Below are 17,698 nucleotides of genomic sequence, written 5' to 3'. Positions count from 1 at the left end.
GTAGGGAACTCGTCAGGTACGTATAATCAGATCTAATTGTATTGAATTCGTTAGAGGTGGCCTATGTTAGATCGTGAAGGCTACCGTCCTAATGTCGGAATTATCCTCGTTAATCGCAAGAACGAGGTTTTTTGGGGCAAGCGTATTCGGGAACATGCCTGGCAGTTCCCGCAAGGCGGTATCAAATACGGTGAAACACCCGTACAGGCGATGTACCGCGAACTGCACGAAGAAGTGGGCTTGCTGCCTGAGCATATCCGTATATTAGGCCGGACGCGAGATTGGCTTCGCTACAACGTGCCCAATCATTTTGTACGTCGGGAGGCGCGTGGCCACTACAAGGGCCAGAAACAAATCTGGTTCTTGTTGCGGCTGGTCGGGCGAGACAGTGATGTCTGCCTGCGTTCCTCTTCGACGCCGGAGTTTGATGCATGGCGTTGGAGTCAGTATTGGGTGCCACTTGATTCAGTCATTGAGTTCAAGCGGGAAGTCTATCAGCAAGCGCTGAACGAGCTGTCGGATATTTTGTTCCGTCGGCGTCAGGAGAATCGTTATTTACGTCAGCGCCCACAAAGCGCAGTGGATGCCGATACCGTAGATAGCAGGGATCATGCGCATATTATTGGTTGAAGATGAGCGGGAAATGGCCGCATGGCTGGAGCGGGCCTTAGCGCAAAGTGGTTTTTTGCCCGATCCCGCTCACGATGCCCGCTCGGCAGAAGTACTGTTGGCCGCCCATGACTACGATGCCGTGGTCATGGACTTGCGCCTGCCTGATAAACATGGCTTGGTGCTCTTGCGCGAGATGCGCGAGCGCGGCGATCACACGCCTGTGTTGATCCTGACCGCTCAGGGCGCCTTGCAGGACCGTGTCCGCGGCCTGAATCTGGGCGCAGACGATTTTCTTACCAAGCCCTTTGCCCTGGAAGAGCTTGAAGCCCGGCTGGCCGCTTTGGTGCGACGCAGCCGGGGGCGCGTGGCTCCGGTGCTCAGTTGCGGTTCGCTGGAATACAACCCGGAAAGTCGGGCCTTCCTGCTGGACAACGCCATTGTGCATTTGACGCCGCGTGAACACGCGGCCTTGCTGGTGCTGATCAGCCGCTCGGGCATGCCGGTTGAGAAATCTCAGCTGTTCGCCCGGGTGTTCGAGCATGACAGCGACGCCAGTCCGGACGCCATCGAAGTTGTGCTGCACCGCTTGCGCAAGAAGCTGGCCAATAGCGATGTGCATATTGTCACCGTGCGCGGCCTGGGCTATATGCTGGAAGTACTCGAGGCGGAATCCGGCGTTTCATGACGGCCCCTTCCTCGCCCCCCGCCACTGTCTGGCAAGGCAGTTTGCGCTTTTGGCTGCTGGTATTGCTCATACCAGGGGTGGTGGCCCTGTTGTTGTACGACAGCTGGGAAGATTATCGGGCCATGAACGCCGTCACGGAAAATGTCTACGACAGCGCCTTGCTGGAGCCGGCCAAGGTCCTTGAGACCAGCGTGGAATTTAATGCAGATGGCAGTTTGCGCATTGACCCGCCTTTTTATGCCCAGGTCATGCTGGAGTCCCGGCCGGGCAATCGCAAATACTTTCGGGTGGAGGAAGTGATTCCCCTGGTGCGTAATCTGGGTGGCGCGGATGCCACGCAGTTAAAAGGGCGTACCTTGCTGGGGATGGAGGGCTTGCCCCGGCCATCGTATCTGGCCGATCACGAAGGTGTGCCTGTTTTCTACGATTCCTACTTTCGTAATGACACCGTGCGTATGGTGGCCTTGTGGCGCGACTTGCACTATAAGGGCCAACACCGGCAAGTGCTGGTGATGGTGGGCGAGAGCATGGATTTGCGTTTGCGTACCCAGCAGGAGGCCTGGCGAGAGGGCATTTTCCGCAATCTGCGCATGTTGCTGTTTGCCGTGCTGCTGGTGTGGTTCGCGGTAGCTTGGGCCCTGCGCCCCTTACAGGCTCTGCGTCAGGAGGTGCGCAATCGCAGTGTGGACGATTTGCAGCCTCTGGATGAGCGAGACGTGCCGCGAGAGGTTGTTCCTTTGGTCCGCTCGGTCAATCACCATATCGAGTTGTACCGTTCCGTGCTGGATAGGCAGGCCCAGTTTCTGGCGGACGCCTCACACCAGTTACGCACTCCCCTGGCGATTATTCATACTCAGGCGCAGTATGCCCGCCGTGAACCGGACATTGAACGAGTGCGTGAGTCCTTGGGGGCGATTATCAAACAGCTGGGGCAGGCCACTCGTCTTACCGAGCAATTATTGGCTCTGGCTCATGCCAGCCACACGACCAGCATGAGCCAGGGGCCGGTTGATCTGGCCAGCCTGGGGCGTGAAGTGGTGCTGCAATATCTGCCTCTGGCGCGCGAGCACCGTCAGGATCTGGGGTGGATCGGGCCGGGTGAGGAAGGCGAACAGGCGCCGTTGTGGGTCTATGCCAGCGATGCCGAGATTCATGAATCCGTCTCCAATCTGATTCATAACGCCATCAATCATGCCGGCAGTGGCAGCGCCATTACCGTATCAGCCGGACATGACGACAAACTGGCGTGGATCAGTGTGACTGACAATGGCATGGGCTTGGCCGCCAGCCTGCGTGAAAGCGTGTTTGTTCGCTTTGATCGGGGCGGCCCGGCACGCAAGGGTGGGCGCGGCTCAGGTTCCGGCCTGGGGCTGGCCATTGCGCTTGCCTATGCCGAGCGCAATGGCGGTACGATCGTGCTGACCGATGGCGAGCCCAACGATATGGGCGGCTATGGGTTGAAGGCAACACTTCGCCTGCCTTTGCTGCCACCGAACTCCCCTGTGCCAGGATCAAGCACCTGATTTCCCCAAAGCGCAGGATTACCCCGCATCACGAGAGTGGGCCAGCAAAGTGAACAGGGCCGAAATGTCCAGATTCTGATGGCCTTGTGCTGCAATCTTGGCAAACTGCTCCTGAATCAATCGGGTAGCAGGCAACTGGGCACCATTGCGCAGCGCCTCCTGCGCAACCAGGTCCAGGTCCTTCAACATCCAGTTCACGGTAAAGCCGGGTTGAAAGTCTCGGGCCAGCATGGTTGGTCCCTTGGTGTCCATTTGCCAGCTCCCGGCGGCGCCCTTGCTCAGGACGGACAGCGCCCGTTCCATATCCAGCCCGGCCTGTTCACCAAACGCCATGGCTTCGGCCAGTCCTTGCAGCAGGCCGACCACCGCAATCTGGTTCACCATCTTGCACAACTGTCCCGAGCCTGTAGGCCCCATCAGGGTGCAGGCCTGGGCGTAGCTCATCATCAAGGGGCGGGCTCGCTCCATATCCTTTTCCTGCCCACCACACATGATACTGAGCATGCCTTTTTGAGCGCCCGCCTGCCCGCCCGAAATGGGGGCATCGATAAACGAGACATGCTGGTCGGCGGCTATCGCGCTGAGTTCCCGGGCCACCTGGGCGGAGGCCGTCGTGTGGTCTATGAACAGACTGCCTGCTTTCATGCCGGCCAGCGCACCATCGGGGCCCAGAAAGACAGCGCGCAAGTCATCATCGTTGCCCACGCAGGCCATCACCACCTGCGCTTGAGCTGCTGCCTGTGCAGGGGTACAGGCCCATTCTTGCTGGAACTGCGTGCTCCACTGTTGCGCCCTGGCCTGATTGCGGTTGTACACCGTCACCTGATGTCCCGCTTGGGCCAGATGTCCCGCCATCGGGTAACCCATGACACCCAGACCGATGAAAGCCACTTTTTGCGGGGTGACGCTGTCATAGTGTTTAGCTTCAATGGCGTAACTCACCGTGTCGATCTCCTTAAGAATCATTCTGTCAGACGGAGAGCTTAACGCAGCTTTTCGGACCAGATCGTTGTACCGGCAAATACCCGGCAACGCGTTTGGCGCTTGACGCCGTCAGCCCCCTCATGTTCTAAACCAGTCATAGATCTGTAATAAATGGGATTGGCCTTTCTGAATTATGATGGGCCCACATTATTTCCTAGCTAATTAACCGGAATGTGAACCTTATGACCACTTTCGATCGTCGTCGTTTCTTGAAGCTGGCTGGTGCTACTGGACTGGCGTCTATGGGTACCTCTTTGCCATGGGCGGCGTGGGCGGCAGACGCCGCCGTACTGGAAAAAGCGAAGGCCCAGGGCGAAGCTGTTTTTTACGCCAATATCACGGCGGTAGAGCCCATCATGAAGGCGCTGCAGCAGTCGCAGGGCATTGAAGGCAAGTACACCCGTATTGCCAGTTCCAAATTCATTCCCACGATCCTGACCGAGTTCAACGCTGGCAAGCTGATGGCCGACGTGGTCCAGGCTCCCCTGCCCATGCTGCAACTGCTCAAAGAGCAGGGCGTGCTGATCCCGCATCAGTCCGAAGCCGTACAAGGCTATCCCGAATGGGCAATACAAGACGATTCGATTATCCAGTTTGGCATCGAATATGTGTCTTATATCTATAATACGGACCACCTCAAAGCCGAGGACGCTCCGCAGCGCTACGAAGATCTGGCCGATCCCAAATGGAAAGACAAGATTGTGATGGCTAACCCCTCCAATCACCCCTCCACGATCGGCTGGCTGATTGGCTTGAAAGAAAAGGTGTTTAGCAGCGAAGAGCAATGGCTGGACTTTCTCAAAGGCCTGGCGGCCAACAAGCCCATGTTCGTGGCCTCATTTGGGCCTACGCCTGCGCCGATTGAAAGTGGTGAGAAGTTGGTCGCCATTTCCATGCCCAAGTACATCGTGACCAAATCACCTGCGCCCTTGGCCTGGGGCCCCATGTCGGGTCAACCTCTGTTGGGTTCGCCCCGTGCTATCGCCTTGACCAAGAACGCACCGCATCCTGATGCCGCCCGCGTTTTCCTGGATTTCTGGCTGGGCAATGAAGCCATGGGTATTTTGGCCAACAAGGTCGGTGAGTACGTGCTGGCTCCTGGGGTGCATCCGCCGGTAGCGGGTATTGATAAAGCCAAGGTCGAGCCGATTCGCGACCTGAGTGACGAAGAACTGGTCCGTTGGGGCCGCGAATTCAGCCGCATCTTTGCCGTTCGCTAATCGACAGCACGAGAACGACTGATTCATCAGAAAAAACGGGGCGCCTCGGCGCCTCGCCTCATTTTTATAGAAAACATTGACTCATTATGCAAATTGAAATTACCGGCCTGAGCAAGACCTATGTCTCAGAGGGCAAAACCTTCAAAGCTTTGGACAATATCAACCTGACGATTCCCGCTAATGAGTTTTTCACACTGTTAGGACCGAGCGGCTGCGGTAAAACCACGCTGCTGCGGTGCATTGTCGGCCTGGAAACACCCGACGAGGGTGAAATCCGCATTGGCGACGAGATCGTCTGGTCCAGCGCCAAAAATATTGCTGTACCGGTGGAAAAGCGCGGTCTGGGCATGGTGTTCCAGACTTATGCCATCTGGCCCCACATGACGGTGTTCGACAATATTGCTTATCCGCTGCAAGTGCGTGGCGAACGCAAAGAGGTGATTCGGGAAAAAGTGGCGAATATCCTGAAGTTTGTGCAGCTGGAAGGGGTGGACCAGCGTTCCGCCACGCGGCTGTCGGGCGGGCAGCAACAGCGCGTGGCCCTGGCGCGAGCCCTGGTGGCCGAGCCTAAAGTCATTCTATTTGACGAGCCGCTCAGTAACCTGGATGCCAAGCTGCGCGAAGAAACGCGCAAGGAACTGCGCGAGTTCCTGAGCCGTCTGGACATTACGGCTGTGTATGTGACGCACGACCGTGTAGAGGCCCTGGCCTTGTCCAACTCCATTGCGGTGATGCGTGGCGGCAAGATTCTGGAAATCGGTACGCCAGAAAAAATCTATTTCGATGCCGACCACCGGTTTGTGGCGGACTTTATTGGTCGAGCCAATCAGATCAGTGCCAAGGTGCTGGAGCAGCGCGTTGATGCCACTATCGTGGGATGCGAGCTGGGGCAACTGCATTGCAAGAAACGTGATTTGCCAGTGGGCACTGACGTCACCCTGTGTATTCGTCCTGAATTCATTCGTGTCAGCAGCCAGTCCAGCGAGATGGGACAAAACTTGTTCCATGGCCAGGTTCAGGCGCTGGAGTTTGTTGGCGAGTCCTACGAGGCCGAGGTTCGGGTGGGCAAGGAACAGTTGCTGGTATGCATCGACCCGGATGTCAAGGTGAAGGAGGGCGACACCGTGCGCTTTAACCTGCGCCCTGAACACTGCATGCTGTTGTCGGCATAAGGTCGGGTCATCATGAATAACACGCGCAGACCATTGAGTTGGTCGCTTATCCTCATTGTCGGCTTTTTGACGCTGTGCCCGGTTCTGATGTTGCTGCTGGGCAGTTTCTCTCAGGGGCTGACCGCCTTTGGTTCTTTCACCACGGCCAAGTATGTGGCCGCTTATACCGATCCCTTCTTGCTGGAAGTCACCTTCAATACGGTGGTCTTTGTCCTGGGGTCCTCGCTGTTTTCTACCGCGTTGGCGGTTTTTCTGGCTTATCTGAACACCCGTACCAACATGCCCATGAAAGGGGTGTTCACCGTGCTGTCCATCGTGCCCATGATGATTCCGCACCTCTTGTTCTCGGTAAGCTGGGCACTGTTGCTCAATCCGTCCAACGGTTTGATCAATATGTTCCTGCAAGACACACTGGGCTTGCAGGAGGCGCCACTGAACATCTATTCGTTGTGGGGAATGATTCTGGTCGAAGGCCTGTTGAACATGCCGGTGGCCTATCTGATTATTGCCCCTGCCATGGCCTCTTTTGACGTGTCCATGGAGGAATCCTCACGCGTCTTCGGGGGCGGTCTGTGGCGTACTCTGGTGCGCATTACCTTGCCGATTCTGCGTCCAGCCATCATGGCTGCATTCATTTTGGCGATTGTGCGCGCTCTGGCTTCTTATGCGGTGCCCCGAGTGCTGGGTACGCCAGGTCGGGTAGATGTGCTGGCGACCTATCTGTTCGAGATGATCTCGACGGGCTTCGCGCCGGATTACGGCAAGGCGGCCGCCTTGGGCATGAGCGTGCTGTCGGCCTCGATTGCCCTGATTGCGCTGTACCGCTACATGACGGCAGAAAGCAGCAAGTATGTGACCATTTCCAGTCGCGGTTTCAAGCCGACTCAGCTGGAGCTGCGTCGCGCCAAAATCCCCCTGTTCATCATTGTGGGCATTATCAGCCTGCTGATGGTGGTTTTGCCAGTGACGGTTCTGCTCTATACCTCCATGATTCCTTACTCCATGGTGCCGAGTGCGCGAGCCTTCTCCCTGATGAGCTGGGCGAACTGGATTGATGTCATTCAGGACCCGATCTCCAAGGTGGCGATGAAAAACAGTCTGTTCCTGGCGGTGGTCGGCGCCAGTCTGGGTGTGCTGCTGTCGCTTTTTGTGGCCTACGTGGTGGTCAAGTTGCGAACCCGAGCCGCAGCACTGCTGGATACCCTGAGCTTCCTGTCGTTTTCTTTTCCGGGGATTGTGATCGGTATTGGCTTTATGTGGTTCTTTGTGCAGACGCCCTTGTACGCCACGCTGACCGCCTTGCTGCTGGCATATATCGCCGCTTATCTGCCTTACGGTATCCGGCCTTTATCAGCCGCCTTTGTACAGGTGCATGCGCACCTGGAAGAGTCTTCAGCCGTGGCCGGAGCCAGCTCCTGGACCACCATGCGTCGAATCATCATTCCTTTGCTGATTCCCGGTGTGGTCTCTGCCTGGATCTTGATGGCAACCATGTTTATCCGTGAGTTGACGGTATCGGTGGTGCTGTCCCGCCCGGGCACGGAAGTACTGGCTGTGCAAGTGCTGAGCTATGCCGAGGACGGTTTGTGGGGCAAGCTCTCGGCGTTGGGGATCATCATGATTTTGATCTCCACCGTGCTGGTGCTGTTGGCCATGTACATCGGTAATTTCTACAAGCGCCGTCAAGGCACCATGTAAGCCTTACGCGGGTGGTTTATCTAATGGCCTGGGTTTCGAGAGGGACTCAGGCCATTGTTGTTTGGAGCCAGGCAGTCTTTTTTTGTCTTTCTGTGGCGCTATGCTTGTTGTGAGAGGGGTGTTGTCTGGCGTCTCTGGATGATTCCGGTCTGCCCTCGGTATGTTGTTGCGCGGTGCGCGTAGGGGGGGCGCTTAGGCGGTGCACGCGTGCAGGCGGTGTTGCTCGTCTGGCAGCGAATTGAAGGGGGTTGGATTGTTCAAGTGCCGGGCAGAGCGCTCGGCGCGAGCCTTGCTACTTCTCCGGCCCCAGGCACGGATGACAAGCTGCGGCAAGAGAGACGGCGGCATGACAGCTCGCCTGCCTTGCTCCTTGGCGAGAGGGCGGGCTCACTCTGGTCCAGATATTTTTCCCTCTTGTTGGGCGCCTTGGAGAAAAGCTGACGGGCAAGAAAAAAGGCCTGATTCCGTGGAGAGAGGGAATCGGGCCTTGGTTTTTTTCTTGCCCTGTGTGAGCACGGAAACGTGTTCACACAGAGCGGGTATTGCCTGTTGTTTAGTCTTCTTCCACGAAGGTTTCTTCGCGTTTTTTCTTCACGGATGGCAGGGCAACCACAATAACCAGGAAGATCGCCAGAACCAGCAGGGACAGGGACAGGGGACGCGTCACGAAGGTGGTGTAATCACCGCGCGACAGCAGCAGGGCGCGACGGAAATTTTCCTCCATCATCGGTCCCAGCACCAGACCCAGCAGCAACGGGGCTCCCTCGCAGCGCAGCTTGGACCAGACATAGCCCACGAAGCCGAAGGCGGCGGTGACCAGGATGTCGAACACGTTGTAGTTCAGCGAATACACTCCCACCGTACAAAATACCAGAATGGCAGGGAACAACAGACGGTAGGGCACTTTGAGCAGTTTCACCCACAGACCAACCAGAGGCAGGTTCAGAATGACCAGCATCAGGTTGCCAATCCACATGGAAGCGATCAGGCCCCAGAACAGCTCAGGGTGATTGGACATCACTTGTGGACCAGGCTGAATGTTGTGAATGGTCATTGCGCCGATCATCAGAGCCGTCACGGCGTTACCGGGAATACCCAGTGTGAGCAGTGGGATGAAGGAGGTTTGAGCAGCGGCGTTGTTGGCCGACTCGGGACCGGCCAGACCGGCAGGGTGACCCTTGCCAAAGCGCTCCGGATTTTTGGAGATTTTCTTCTCCAGCGTGTAGGACGCAAAGGAGGACAGAACCGCACCGCCACCGGGCAAGATGCCCAGACACGAGCCCATCGCAGTCCCGCGAATCACGGCAGGCCAGCACTCTTTGAACTCTTGTTTATTGGGGTACAGGCTGCCTACCTTGCCCGTGATTTCGACACGTTGGTCGCCCAGCTCCAGGTTGTTCATGATTTCTGAGAAACCAAACACACCCATGGCCACCACGGCAAAGTCGATACCGTCTTGCAACTCAGGAATACCAAAGTCGTAACGAGCTACACCGGAGTTCACATCGGTACCAACCATGCCCAGCAGCAGGCCCAGCAGGATCATGCAGATAGCTTTGGGCAGGGAGCCGGAGGCCAGCACGACCGCTCCTACCAGGCCGAGGACCATTAATGAGAAATACTCTGCCGGTCCGAACTTGAAAGCCACTTCGGCCAGGGGAGGAGCAAAAGCGGCCAGCAGCACCGTCGCCACGCAACCGGCAAAGAACGAGCCCAGGGCCGCAATCGCCAAGGCCGCGCCGGCCCGGCCATTACGTGCCATCTGGTGGCCATCCAGTACGGTGACCACGGCGGATGTCTCTCCTGGCAGCGCAACCAGAATGGCCGTGGTGGACCCGCCATATTGTGCCCCGTAATAAATACCGGCCAACATGATCAGGCCAGCCACGGGCGGCAGGACATAAGTGATGGGCAGCAGCATGGCAATCGTTGGCACAGGGCCGATGCCAGGCAAGACACCAATCAGGGTGCGTAGCACGCAGCCGAGCAAGGCGTAGGCCAGGTTTTCGGGCGTCACCGCGACCGAAAAACCGAGCATCAGGTTGTCAAATAATTCCATTTCCGTTCACCCCCAATCAGGCCAGAAAACTCGGCCACAAGGGAAATACCAATCCCAGGCCCTTAATGAATGCCAGCCAGACAAATAGCACCAGAAACACGGCTGCGCCCAGCGCCACAGGCCAGCTGAACTCATGGCTGGCAAAGCTGCTGATCAGAACAAGCAGGAAAATCGAGGCGTAGACCCCCAAGGTGTTCAGAGTCAGTCCGCACAGGACAACGGCGCCGATGATAACGACGACCACTTTCCAGTTAAACTTCTCTACCTCCGTGTTTTCCGCTTTGGGAGACATGGAGTTCAAGGTGACAACCGCCCCTAACAAGCTCAGGCACACACCAAGCCAGAAGGGGAAGTAGCCGGGTCCCATACGGGCGGCTGTTCCCATCGAGTAGCTGGTGGCCCCCAGCGCGAAAGCGGCGCCCACGACCACGAACATGACCCCGGACCAGAAGTCCTGTTTATTTTTGATTTGCATAAGGTGGATTCTCCTTGTCTGCCTTGCGCATAAGTTTTCCTTTTTCCTGTGTCAGCTTCTTTATGATGGAGTTCTGCTCCACAACCCTGCCGGTGCCGACTGCATTGAACAGGGGTGACGCATGGTAATGGAGCACTTGCAGACTGAAAACCCTGACTTGACCCTAGTTTTTAAGGGTTTTCCCGGTAATTCCGGAAAATTAGGGTTTTTTGGGACCGTGTTGGGAGAGGGTTGGCATGCTTTGAAAGAAGTTTGAAAGGTAATGGAAAGATGGGTGAAAGGTTATCATTAGTATGAAATTCCTCTACCCAGTAACGCTAGCAATGGTTTACGATAAGGCCCATGTTGCAAGATCTCGACTTTCTCGCTGACCGTATTGGTCAACTGGTAGAGCAATCTCGTCAGCTACACGCTGAACGCGCTCAATTATTGGCTCGTCTGAAAACTCAGGATGCCGAGCTGGACGCCCTGCGCCAGCAAAATCGGCGTCAGCAAGACGAGTTTGAGTCCCTGTCCACCGGTGTTGCCTCGCATCAACGTCAATTGGATGTGGTGCAGCAACAGGCGCAAGCCGAACAGGCAGAATTGAAAAGATTGCTGGAGCAGGAACAGGCTCAGGTGCTCGCCCTGCGTCGCGAGCTGGACAGTGCTCGGGCGGGAATGGGAGTGCTGCGTGATGTAGCAGGACAGGCCCGTGACCAGATTGGTTCGATCCTGATGCGTTTACCCGGGGCCGTACAGGAGTAAGTCATGGAACGAGTCGATATTTCCCTGTTGGGCCGCGATTACTCTTTGGCCTGCCCACCCTCTGAAAAAGCCCGTTTGCTCGATGCGGTTAAACTGGTAGATCAGCGCATGCAGGCCATCAAGGCATCGGGGCGTGTTTCAGGTAGCGAGCGTATTGCTGTTATGGCCGCTATTCAGATCGCCAGCGAATTTTTATCGGCTAAAGCACCTGATGGTCCGCTGGCTAATGTTGCTTTTGGCGATTTCAAGCGTAAAATTGAAGATATGCACGCGATGATTGATGATGTTATCGAGCCTTCGGGCACATCGCGTTGAACCAGATTTGAATACGGTCCCTTGTTGTCCCTTGCGGGCCGTTTCATCCCAGTAAGTCCCTGCCGTGTTCGTGACACGACCATACATTCCTTGAACCAATGCTTTTGGCATACAGGTTGTTGGATTAGCCAGTAGGAGCGATCGTCCTCGTCGACGAACCCGAAGCTGGCTTGATGACAGCCGATCTTGGACCCTCGGTTCCAGGATGCCGGTCTTGACGGCAATGGTGGGGCACCTACAAAAAAGCCCGTCCAGATTCTGGACGGGCTTTTTCTTGTCTCGGATCTGCCTGGCTAGTTACGGTTTACCCCTGCTGGGCACCCCGTTTGCTGGCGTAGGCGTACAAGGCTAGTCCGGCCACAATCATCGGCAGGGATAACCATTGCCCCATCGACAGACCCGCACTGAGCAGACCCAGATAGCCATCAGGCTCGCGGGTGTATTCCACCATGAAGCGAAAGAAACCGTAGCCGATCAGAAATAGAGCGCTGGTCTGGCCTACCGCACGTGGGCGGCGTGTGAACCACCACAGCAGGATAAATAGGGCGATGCCTTCCAGGGCCATTTCATAGAGCTGTGAAGGATGGCGCGGGATGGTGTCCACTTGGGGAAAGATCATGGCCCAGGGCGCGTCGCTGGGGCGACCCCACAACTCCCCGTTGATAAAGTTGCCCAAACGTCCAACCGCCAGTCCCAGCGGAATCAAAGGGGCCAGAAAGTCGCTGACTTCCAGAAAACGTCGGTGACGATTGCGGGCAAATAGCGCGATCGTGACCAGCACCCCGATCAGACCGCCATGAAAGGACATGCCGCCTTGCCAGACATACAAAATTTCAAGAGGGTGTGACAGGTAATAGGCTGGTTGATAAAACAGCGTATAGCCCAGCCGACCGCCCAGCACCACCCCTAGAACGCAGTAAAAAATCAGGTCTTCCAGATCTTTTCGGGTGAGCAAAGCGTAGCCCGCACGAATGCGCGCCGTACCGGCCAGCCACACCAGGCCAAAGCCGACTAGATACATCAAGCCATACCAATGAATGGCAAGGGGGCCAAGTTGTATGGCGACGGGATCGAACTGCGGGTGAATTAACATGCGTGCCCATTACAGAGATGAATATCAGATAATAGCGTGACTGCGAGCTCAGGCATGAGCTGGGTAAATTGTAAGGGAAGGATCATGCTGCATTCAGCCTCTTGGACCAGCCGTTTACCATTAGTAGTTTTTTGTGGATTGCTGATCTTTAATCCGCCCGCAAAGGCTGATACGGTAGCGCTGATGGATCTCGTGCAGGCGCAGTGCTTGTCCTGTCATCAGATGGATCGTAAACGGGTTGGCCCTCCTTTTCGGGAGATTGCCCAACGTTATGCGCCAGGGCCAGGGCAAGAAACCCTGGCTTATTTGCAGCGACAGATTCAACAGGGCAGCCGGGGTAACTGGGGAGCGATTCCCATGCCTGCTCAAAATCGCATCAGCGCCGACCAAGCGCAAGCTATTGCAGTCTGGCTGCTGAGTCTAGCCAATACGACGTCAAAGGAGAGTTCATGAAGGAAACAGCCATATTGGGCGGTGGATGTTTTTGGTGCACGGAAGGAGTCTTTAAAGCCTTGCAGGGTGTGCATTCTGTGGTGCCGGGGTACTGTGGCGGCCACGTAGAGCATCCCACCTATGAACAGGTGTGTGGCAAACAAACCGGCCATATTGAAGTGGTTAAAGTTGAGTTCGACCCTTCTGTCATTTCCTACCGGGACTTGCTGGAAGTGTTTTTCCTGACTCACGACCCAACCACCCCCGATCGTCAGGGAGCAGACCAAGGGCCGCAGTATGCCTCTGCCATTTTTTGCCAGAACGACGAGCAGCGTCGCCAGGCCTTTGAGGTCATTGAGGAAATCAAGTCCCAGTTTGATGCACCCATCGTGACGCATGTTCTGGACAGCTCCACGTTCTGGGAAGCCGAGGCCTATCATCACGACTATTTTGCGCGCAACCCCGAGCAGGCTTATTGCCAGATGGTGATTGCGCCCAAGCTCAAAAAGTTTTATCAGCGCTTTCAAGACCTGCTGGTCAAAAGTTAAGCATCCGGGCAAGAACTGGTCGGAGCCAGGTAGCGCCTGTACAGGGCGCTGCCTGGCAAGGTCAGGCGTGCCATCAGGCCGATGATCAACAAAGTCAGGACAAGCCGGCCGACCAGCGCAATCCAGATATTGGCACCCAAAGCTAGAATGAGAATGGTGTCTTCAATCAGGGAGTGGCTAAGTGATAGCCACGAGAGCGCGAGCAAACGGGTGCGCGGGCTATAGTTCTGTTGGCGGGACTCGTCGATAATCAAGGCGCCGCCATAACTCAGGCCCAGCAAGACCCCGATCGTTGTCGTGGGAGCGACGCGTTCCTCCAGTCCGGAAAAGCGTAATAAGGGAAGCAGGAGCCGGGTCAGCAAGCGGGTAAAGCCGATTTTCTCCAGAATCGACAGTACCAAAAGCAAGCCGAGAATAATCAGCCAAGTCATGAATAGAGAGCTGGCCGTTCCTTGCAGCCAGTCCATCCAGCCTTGCCAGCCACCCTGTGTGGCATTGGATTGGCCATAAAGCCAGGCCAGGGAAACAGGCTCCTGCAAGAGTCCGGCGTTGCTCAGGCCCCAGGACAGGACACAGCCATAGAGCAAGGCGCAGGCAATGCGCAGCCCGGCGGTGAACCAGAAGCTGGCCCCGGCGCGGCGCACAATGGCCTGTTCCATGGGCATATTGTGCGCAAACAGCATCATGGTGCCCAGGACGCTGATCTGGGCGGCGTTCAGACTCAAGCTGTCGCCCAAGGCGGCCATGGAGCCTATTCCAGCGTAAATGCCGGCCAATGCCGTCGTGGCCCAGACAACACCGGCCTCGGCAGGCAGTCCAGCCAGCCCCATGATCGGGCCGATCAGCTTTCCGGCTTGCTCAATCAAGCCCCATTGCGCCGCGACGCGCACGACAATCATGATGGGCAGCATGATTCGGGCGACGGTATAGAACATGCGCAAGCTGCGGCTAAAGGTAGTGCGAAGGAAGTTCAGCATGAGTAGATACATCGTCAGGGCGGGAACGAGCCTGATGCTAGCACGTCAACGGGGTTGCCCTGTCGCGCTGTGTCGCCTGCTTAACTATGGCACCTGGCAGCAGATCTGTTTATTTACATGCCGTCATGGGGAAAGCGCAACGTCATGTGGACAATAAAAAGCCCCCAAGGGTGAAAGCTGTGGCAGCCTGCATTACGGCTGTCTGCTTTTCATCCCATCAGGGGGCGTGTCAAGCCAGTGGGCTGGATTGTTTAACGGCCCGAGCAGTGGCCACCGCTGGCGGCTTGACCGCTACCCCAGGCAATGGGGGCGGGTTCGGGACGGTAGGGGTAGTCTTGCAGGCTGTCCATTACAACTAAAACGACGACGAGCAGCCAGAAGCTACTGGTAATAAGGCGGAAAGTAGTTTTGCTCATGCTTGCGCGACTCAAGGATTAACGCGGCGACGAATGCGCACGCCTAAGATAGACCCGGCAAAGGCCAAGGCAAACCAGACCCAGCCATGGATGCTGGCCGAGGCAATGCCTCCCAGAAAGGCGCCCACATTGCAGCCAAAAGCCATGCGCGCGCTGTAGCCCATGACCAGACCTGCAATTGCCCCGACCCACAGGGTGCGGGAATTGGGTGATTTGAAGTTGGCAGGGTGGTTCCAGCGAGAGGCAGCCATGGCGCCCAGGATCAAGCCAAAGTTGGTGACCGAAGTAACGTCAGCCAAGACGGGTTCAGCCAGGCGTTGTGCATGAGGAGCTACGCCCCAGAATGCATCGCCGACAGGGGACCAGCCCAATGCCGAAAACACTTTGGCGCCCCATAGCCCGATACCGTAGACGATACCCCAGGGCTGGCCGGCCACGATCATGTGGATGGCGTACAAGACGGCCAGCAGCAAGGCCCCCATCCACCAGCGCATTTCCCATTTTGCCGGTGGGCTCTTGTGCTCGTTCTGATGGCGGCGTGCGCCTCGAGCGACCAGCCAGGATACGGCGGCGCAGCCCAGCACGGTGATGAGCAAGGCCGTGGGCCACCCCAAGGAAGTGTTCAGGTCAATGGCGGGCAAGCCACCCAAGGCGATCCAGCCCGGCTGGTGTGAGGCACCCAGAAAGCTGCCTATGGCAAAGGTGGGCAGGACGGCGAAAGAAATGGGTGCGCCAGCACCTGCTTTATACAGGGTGCCCGAACCGCAGCCATCAGCCAGTTGCATGGCTGCGCCGAATAGAAAAGCGCCCAGCACCAGGCTAATGGTCAAGGGAGCAATCGCGCCGACCAGTTCGCCACCACTATCGGCGATCAAGGGCAGGGTGAAGGCGGCAGCCAAGACCAGCAGGAGCATTTGTGCCCAGATGCCTTGAGGATCTCGACGCTCGATATAGTTGCGCCAGCCGGTCGTGAAACCGAAACGGGCTCCTTGCAGCACGGCTCCAAAGCCGATGCCCAACAAGGCAAGCAGCCCTTGGCGCAGGCCTCCTACCAGTGCGACCCCGACAACCAGGGCCAGGCTGGCCAGGATAAAGCCCAGTCTAGTCAGATAAAGCATGATCGAATACCAACTCGTTAATTAAGGGCGCGCTTGGCATCGAGTTTCAGGACCTCAAAGCGTGAGGGCTGGTTATCCATGGGCAGGTTGCTGCGGCTCCATTCCACAACCGATTCAGGATAGAGCTTCACATTCGGGTTGCCAGCCAGCTCGGACAGGACAAACCAGTTAGTGGCCGCCCAGTGCCCGGTGTTGCAGAACGAGACAGTGGGTTTGTCATTCAGCCCTTGCTCTTTGACGATTGCCACGATTTCGCTGGTGTCTTTCAGGATAGGTTTGTCGCTTCGAAAGAAGCTGTTGAAATCCAGTTCCCGTGCGCCCGGCAAAGTGCCGTAACGAGCGGCGGCGTCAACACGCTTCTCACCGTTGAAAAATTCGCTGGGGCGAGCATCCAGCAAGACTGGGGCTTGGCCGTTCTTGATGTAGCCGGCCACTTCCTGTGTGCTGACAACCATGTCCTTGTTGTAGTGGTAGCTGAAGTCGGTAGGGGTGATGGTGGGCGTGTCTTTGCTGAGTGGTTTACCTTCGGCTTCCCAGGCTTGCAGGCCGCCGTCCAGAATGGACAACTGTGTCAGGCCTCCAGCTTTCAAGGTCCAGTACACACGCGCCGCTGCGCCAAAGTCTGTGGGGTTGGCCCCTGCGTACGTGACGACCACATAGCTGTCTGGGGAGATTCCTGCTTTGCTGAAAAGAGCCGACAGGTCAGCCTCGGGGCGCAGCGCGCCTGCGTTTTCGGCTGGGCCGCGATAGGCGCCGTAAGGGGTGTGAACAGCGCCGGGTACATGGCCCGCTTCGTATTCCTTATCTGTACGGATATCTAGAATACGCAGGTTTTTCTGGTCCAGCTGGTTTGCCAGGTCGGTAGCTGAAATCAGCGGGGCTGGTTTGGAAGCCCCTTCGGCTGCGCTTGGTTCTGCGGACACAGACGGTGTCAGAACCGTGCTGAAGGCAAATGCCAGGGAGATGAGGAGAGGTCTGATCATTATTACTCACTTGAGTAAGCAGGGTGCTGCTTAGAGGATTAAAGGCATAAGGAATGGTAATGAACGCAGCGACAGAAAATAACAATGAATTGGGGATTAGCTTATTGCTTGGAGGTGTAAGGGGGGCTGGAGGTGTAAGGGGGGCGGTCTATCTATATAGAGTAGAGAGGAAGGGGGGGCTTCGCTTGGAGTTCGCCTTGGGGGCGATTGTGTTTATGTGATTGGGTCTATCTATCAGGTCAGTGTGCCTTTGTTTTCTCTCCTTATAGAGCGTGTCTACAGAGAGGCAGCTTTATAGATGAGAGAAGGCAGAGCGGTTTTTATAAGAGAGGGGGTATGTGTTTGGTGTTCTCATGAATGGAGACTTAGAGACTTAGAGACTTAGAGACTTAGAGACTTAGAGGCAAAGAGGTTGAGACTCAGAGGGACTTTGAAGGGCATTGAGGGATAGAGGGGGCAAGGACTGGATTACCGCTTGGGGAGGCCCGTCTCCTATATGCATATAGGAAGTAGAGTCGCAATGATGAACGACTTATCTATATAGAGGGTGACTTTCATCGTTCCAGCGGTTCCGCATAGGTCGCCACTCGAAGCCCCGGGGCAGGGTGTTGGGACGGACTACTTGCCGGCGCAACGCGCCG

18 protein-coding genes and 1 other RNA gene are annotated in these 17,698 nt (G+C 56.6%); 11 read left to right on the top strand and 8 right to left on the bottom strand.

What is annotated here, in order from left to right:
* The first annotated feature begins 63 nt into the window (after positions 1 to 63).
* From FE795_RS13435 to FE795_RS13425, 3 genes are read left to right on the top strand one after another with little or no spacing between them, the layout of a single operon-like run.
* Positions 64 to 630: an RNA pyrophosphohydrolase gene (locus FE795_RS13435; protein ID WP_003805590.1), complete on the top strand. Its 567-nt coding sequence runs from the start codon at positions 64 to 66 to the stop codon at positions 628 to 630.
* Positions 611 to 1,297, top strand: a complete 687-nt coding sequence (locus tag FE795_RS13430; protein WP_003805589.1) for a response regulator — start codon at positions 611 to 613, stop codon at positions 1,295 to 1,297. The genes FE795_RS13435 and FE795_RS13430 overlap by 20 nt, the downstream gene beginning before the upstream one ends.
* Positions 1,294 to 2,820 carry a sensor histidine kinase gene (locus FE795_RS13425; protein ID WP_059318318.1) on the top strand — a complete coding sequence of 509 codons (1,527 nt, stop codon included), beginning with the start codon at positions 1,294 to 1,296 and terminating at the stop codon, positions 2,818 to 2,820. Before FE795_RS13430 ends, FE795_RS13425 begins: the two co-directional genes overlap by 4 nt.
* Positions 2,821 to 2,838: 18 nt before the next feature.
* On the opposite strand, the gene FE795_RS13420 is transcribed toward FE795_RS13425, so the two are convergent.
* A complete protein-coding gene (locus tag FE795_RS13420; RefSeq protein ID WP_407927704.1) occupies positions 2,839 to 3,786 on the bottom strand; it encodes an NAD(P)-dependent oxidoreductase in 948 nt (315 codons plus the stop codon).
* Between the two features lie 200 nt (positions 3,787 to 3,986).
* Here FE795_RS13420 and FE795_RS13415 point away from each other — a divergent pair, with 200 nt between their 5' ends.
* The 3 genes from FE795_RS13415 to FE795_RS13405 all read left to right on the top strand — a co-directional run bounded on the left by FE795_RS13415 (position 3,987) and on the right by FE795_RS13405 (position 7,894).
* Complete coding sequence (locus FE795_RS13415; protein ID WP_003805586.1) at positions 3,987 to 5,024, top strand: ABC transporter substrate-binding protein; 1,038 nt, start codon at positions 3,987 to 3,989, stop codon at positions 5,022 to 5,024.
* An 86-nt stretch (positions 5,025 to 5,110) separates the two neighbouring features.
* A complete protein-coding gene (locus tag FE795_RS13410) occupies positions 5,111 to 6,196 on the top strand; it encodes an ABC transporter ATP-binding protein (protein ID WP_003805585.1) in 1,086 nt (361 codons plus the stop codon).
* 12 nt (positions 6,197 to 6,208) lie between these two features.
* On the top strand, positions 6,209 to 7,894 hold the full coding sequence (locus FE795_RS13405) for an ABC transporter permease (protein WP_039944120.1): 1,686 nt from the start codon (positions 6,209 to 6,211) through the stop codon (positions 7,892 to 7,894).
* A 553-nt stretch (positions 7,895 to 8,447) separates the two neighbouring features.
* On the opposite strand, the gene FE795_RS13400 is transcribed toward FE795_RS13405, so the two are convergent.
* Together FE795_RS13400 and FE795_RS13395 are read right to left on the bottom strand one after the other, a co-directional pair.
* Positions 8,448 to 9,953, bottom strand: a complete 1,506-nt coding sequence (locus FE795_RS13400; RefSeq protein WP_219235055.1) for a tripartite tricarboxylate transporter permease — start codon at positions 9,951 to 9,953, stop codon at positions 8,448 to 8,450.
* A 16-nt stretch (positions 9,954 to 9,969) separates the two neighbouring features.
* Positions 9,970 to 10,428 carry a tripartite tricarboxylate transporter TctB family protein gene (locus FE795_RS13395; RefSeq protein WP_003805581.1) on the bottom strand — a complete coding sequence of 153 codons (459 nt, stop codon included), beginning with the start codon at positions 10,426 to 10,428 and terminating at the stop codon, positions 9,970 to 9,972.
* A gap of 342 nt (positions 10,429 to 10,770) precedes the next feature.
* Here FE795_RS13395 and FE795_RS13390 point away from each other — a divergent pair, with 342 nt between their 5' ends.
* The 3 genes from FE795_RS13390 to ssrS all read left to right on the top strand — a co-directional run bounded on the left by FE795_RS13390 (position 10,771) and on the right by ssrS (position 11,727).
* Positions 10,771 to 11,175, top strand: a complete 405-nt coding sequence (locus FE795_RS13390) for a hypothetical protein (RefSeq protein ID WP_003805579.1) — start codon at positions 10,771 to 10,773, stop codon at positions 11,173 to 11,175.
* Between the two features lie 3 nt (positions 11,176 to 11,178).
* A complete protein-coding gene (locus FE795_RS13385) occupies positions 11,179 to 11,490 on the top strand; it encodes a cell division protein ZapA (RefSeq protein ID WP_059318320.1) in 312 nt (103 codons plus the stop codon).
* A gap of 53 nt (positions 11,491 to 11,543) precedes the next feature.
* A non-coding RNA gene (ssrS, locus tag FE795_RS13380) (6S RNA) lies at positions 11,544 to 11,727 on the top strand.
* 67 nt (positions 11,728 to 11,794) lie between these two features.
* Here ssrS and lgt read toward each other — a convergent pair.
* Positions 11,795 to 12,583 (bottom strand): prolipoprotein diacylglyceryl transferase, encoded by a 789-nt coding sequence (gene lgt, locus FE795_RS13375; RefSeq protein WP_039944118.1) that lies wholly within the window; start codon positions 12,581 to 12,583, stop codon positions 11,795 to 11,797.
* A gap of 84 nt (positions 12,584 to 12,667) precedes the next feature.
* On the opposite strand from lgt, the gene FE795_RS13370 reads away from it, so the two are divergent.
* Positions 12,668 to 13,036: a c-type cytochrome gene (locus FE795_RS13370; RefSeq protein WP_230406194.1), complete on the top strand. Its 369-nt coding sequence runs from the start codon at positions 12,668 to 12,670 to the stop codon at positions 13,034 to 13,036.
* On the top strand, positions 13,033 to 13,563 hold the full coding sequence (msrA, locus tag FE795_RS13365) for a peptide-methionine (S)-S-oxide reductase MsrA (RefSeq protein WP_059318322.1): 531 nt from the start codon (positions 13,033 to 13,035) through the stop codon (positions 13,561 to 13,563). Before FE795_RS13370 ends, msrA begins: the two co-directional genes overlap by 4 nt.
* Here msrA and FE795_RS13360 read toward each other — a convergent pair.
* From FE795_RS13360 to FE795_RS13345, 4 genes are all read right to left on the bottom strand, one after another.
* Positions 13,560 to 14,540, bottom strand: a complete 981-nt coding sequence (locus FE795_RS13360) for a hypothetical protein (RefSeq protein WP_059318323.1) — start codon at positions 14,538 to 14,540, stop codon at positions 13,560 to 13,562. The two genes, msrA and FE795_RS13360, sit on opposite strands and share 4 nt — an antisense overlap.
* A 251-nt stretch (positions 14,541 to 14,791) precedes the next feature.
* Positions 14,792 to 14,956, bottom strand: coding sequence for a hypothetical protein (locus FE795_RS13355; RefSeq protein ID WP_162829370.1), 165 nt, complete (start codon positions 14,954 to 14,956; stop codon positions 14,792 to 14,794).
* Positions 14,957 to 14,967: 11 nt separating this feature from the next.
* Complete coding sequence (locus tag FE795_RS13350) at positions 14,968 to 16,074, bottom strand: YeeE/YedE family protein (RefSeq protein ID WP_003805567.1); 1,107 nt, start codon at positions 16,072 to 16,074, stop codon at positions 14,968 to 14,970.
* A gap of 17 nt (positions 16,075 to 16,091) precedes the next feature.
* Entirely contained in the window at positions 16,092 to 17,057 is a 966-nt protein-coding gene (locus tag FE795_RS13345; protein ID WP_059318324.1) for a sulfurtransferase, read from the bottom strand.
* Between the last annotated feature and the right edge of the window lie 641 nt (positions 17,058 to 17,698).

Origin of the sequence: Alcaligenes ammonioxydans (assembly GCF_019343455.1) — a bacterium.
In the GTDB taxonomy this organism is placed as follows: Bacteria; Pseudomonadota; Gammaproteobacteria; order Burkholderiales; family Burkholderiaceae_B; genus Alcaligenes; species Alcaligenes ammonioxydans.
This window is presented reverse-complemented; position numbering and strand designations above follow the sequence as displayed.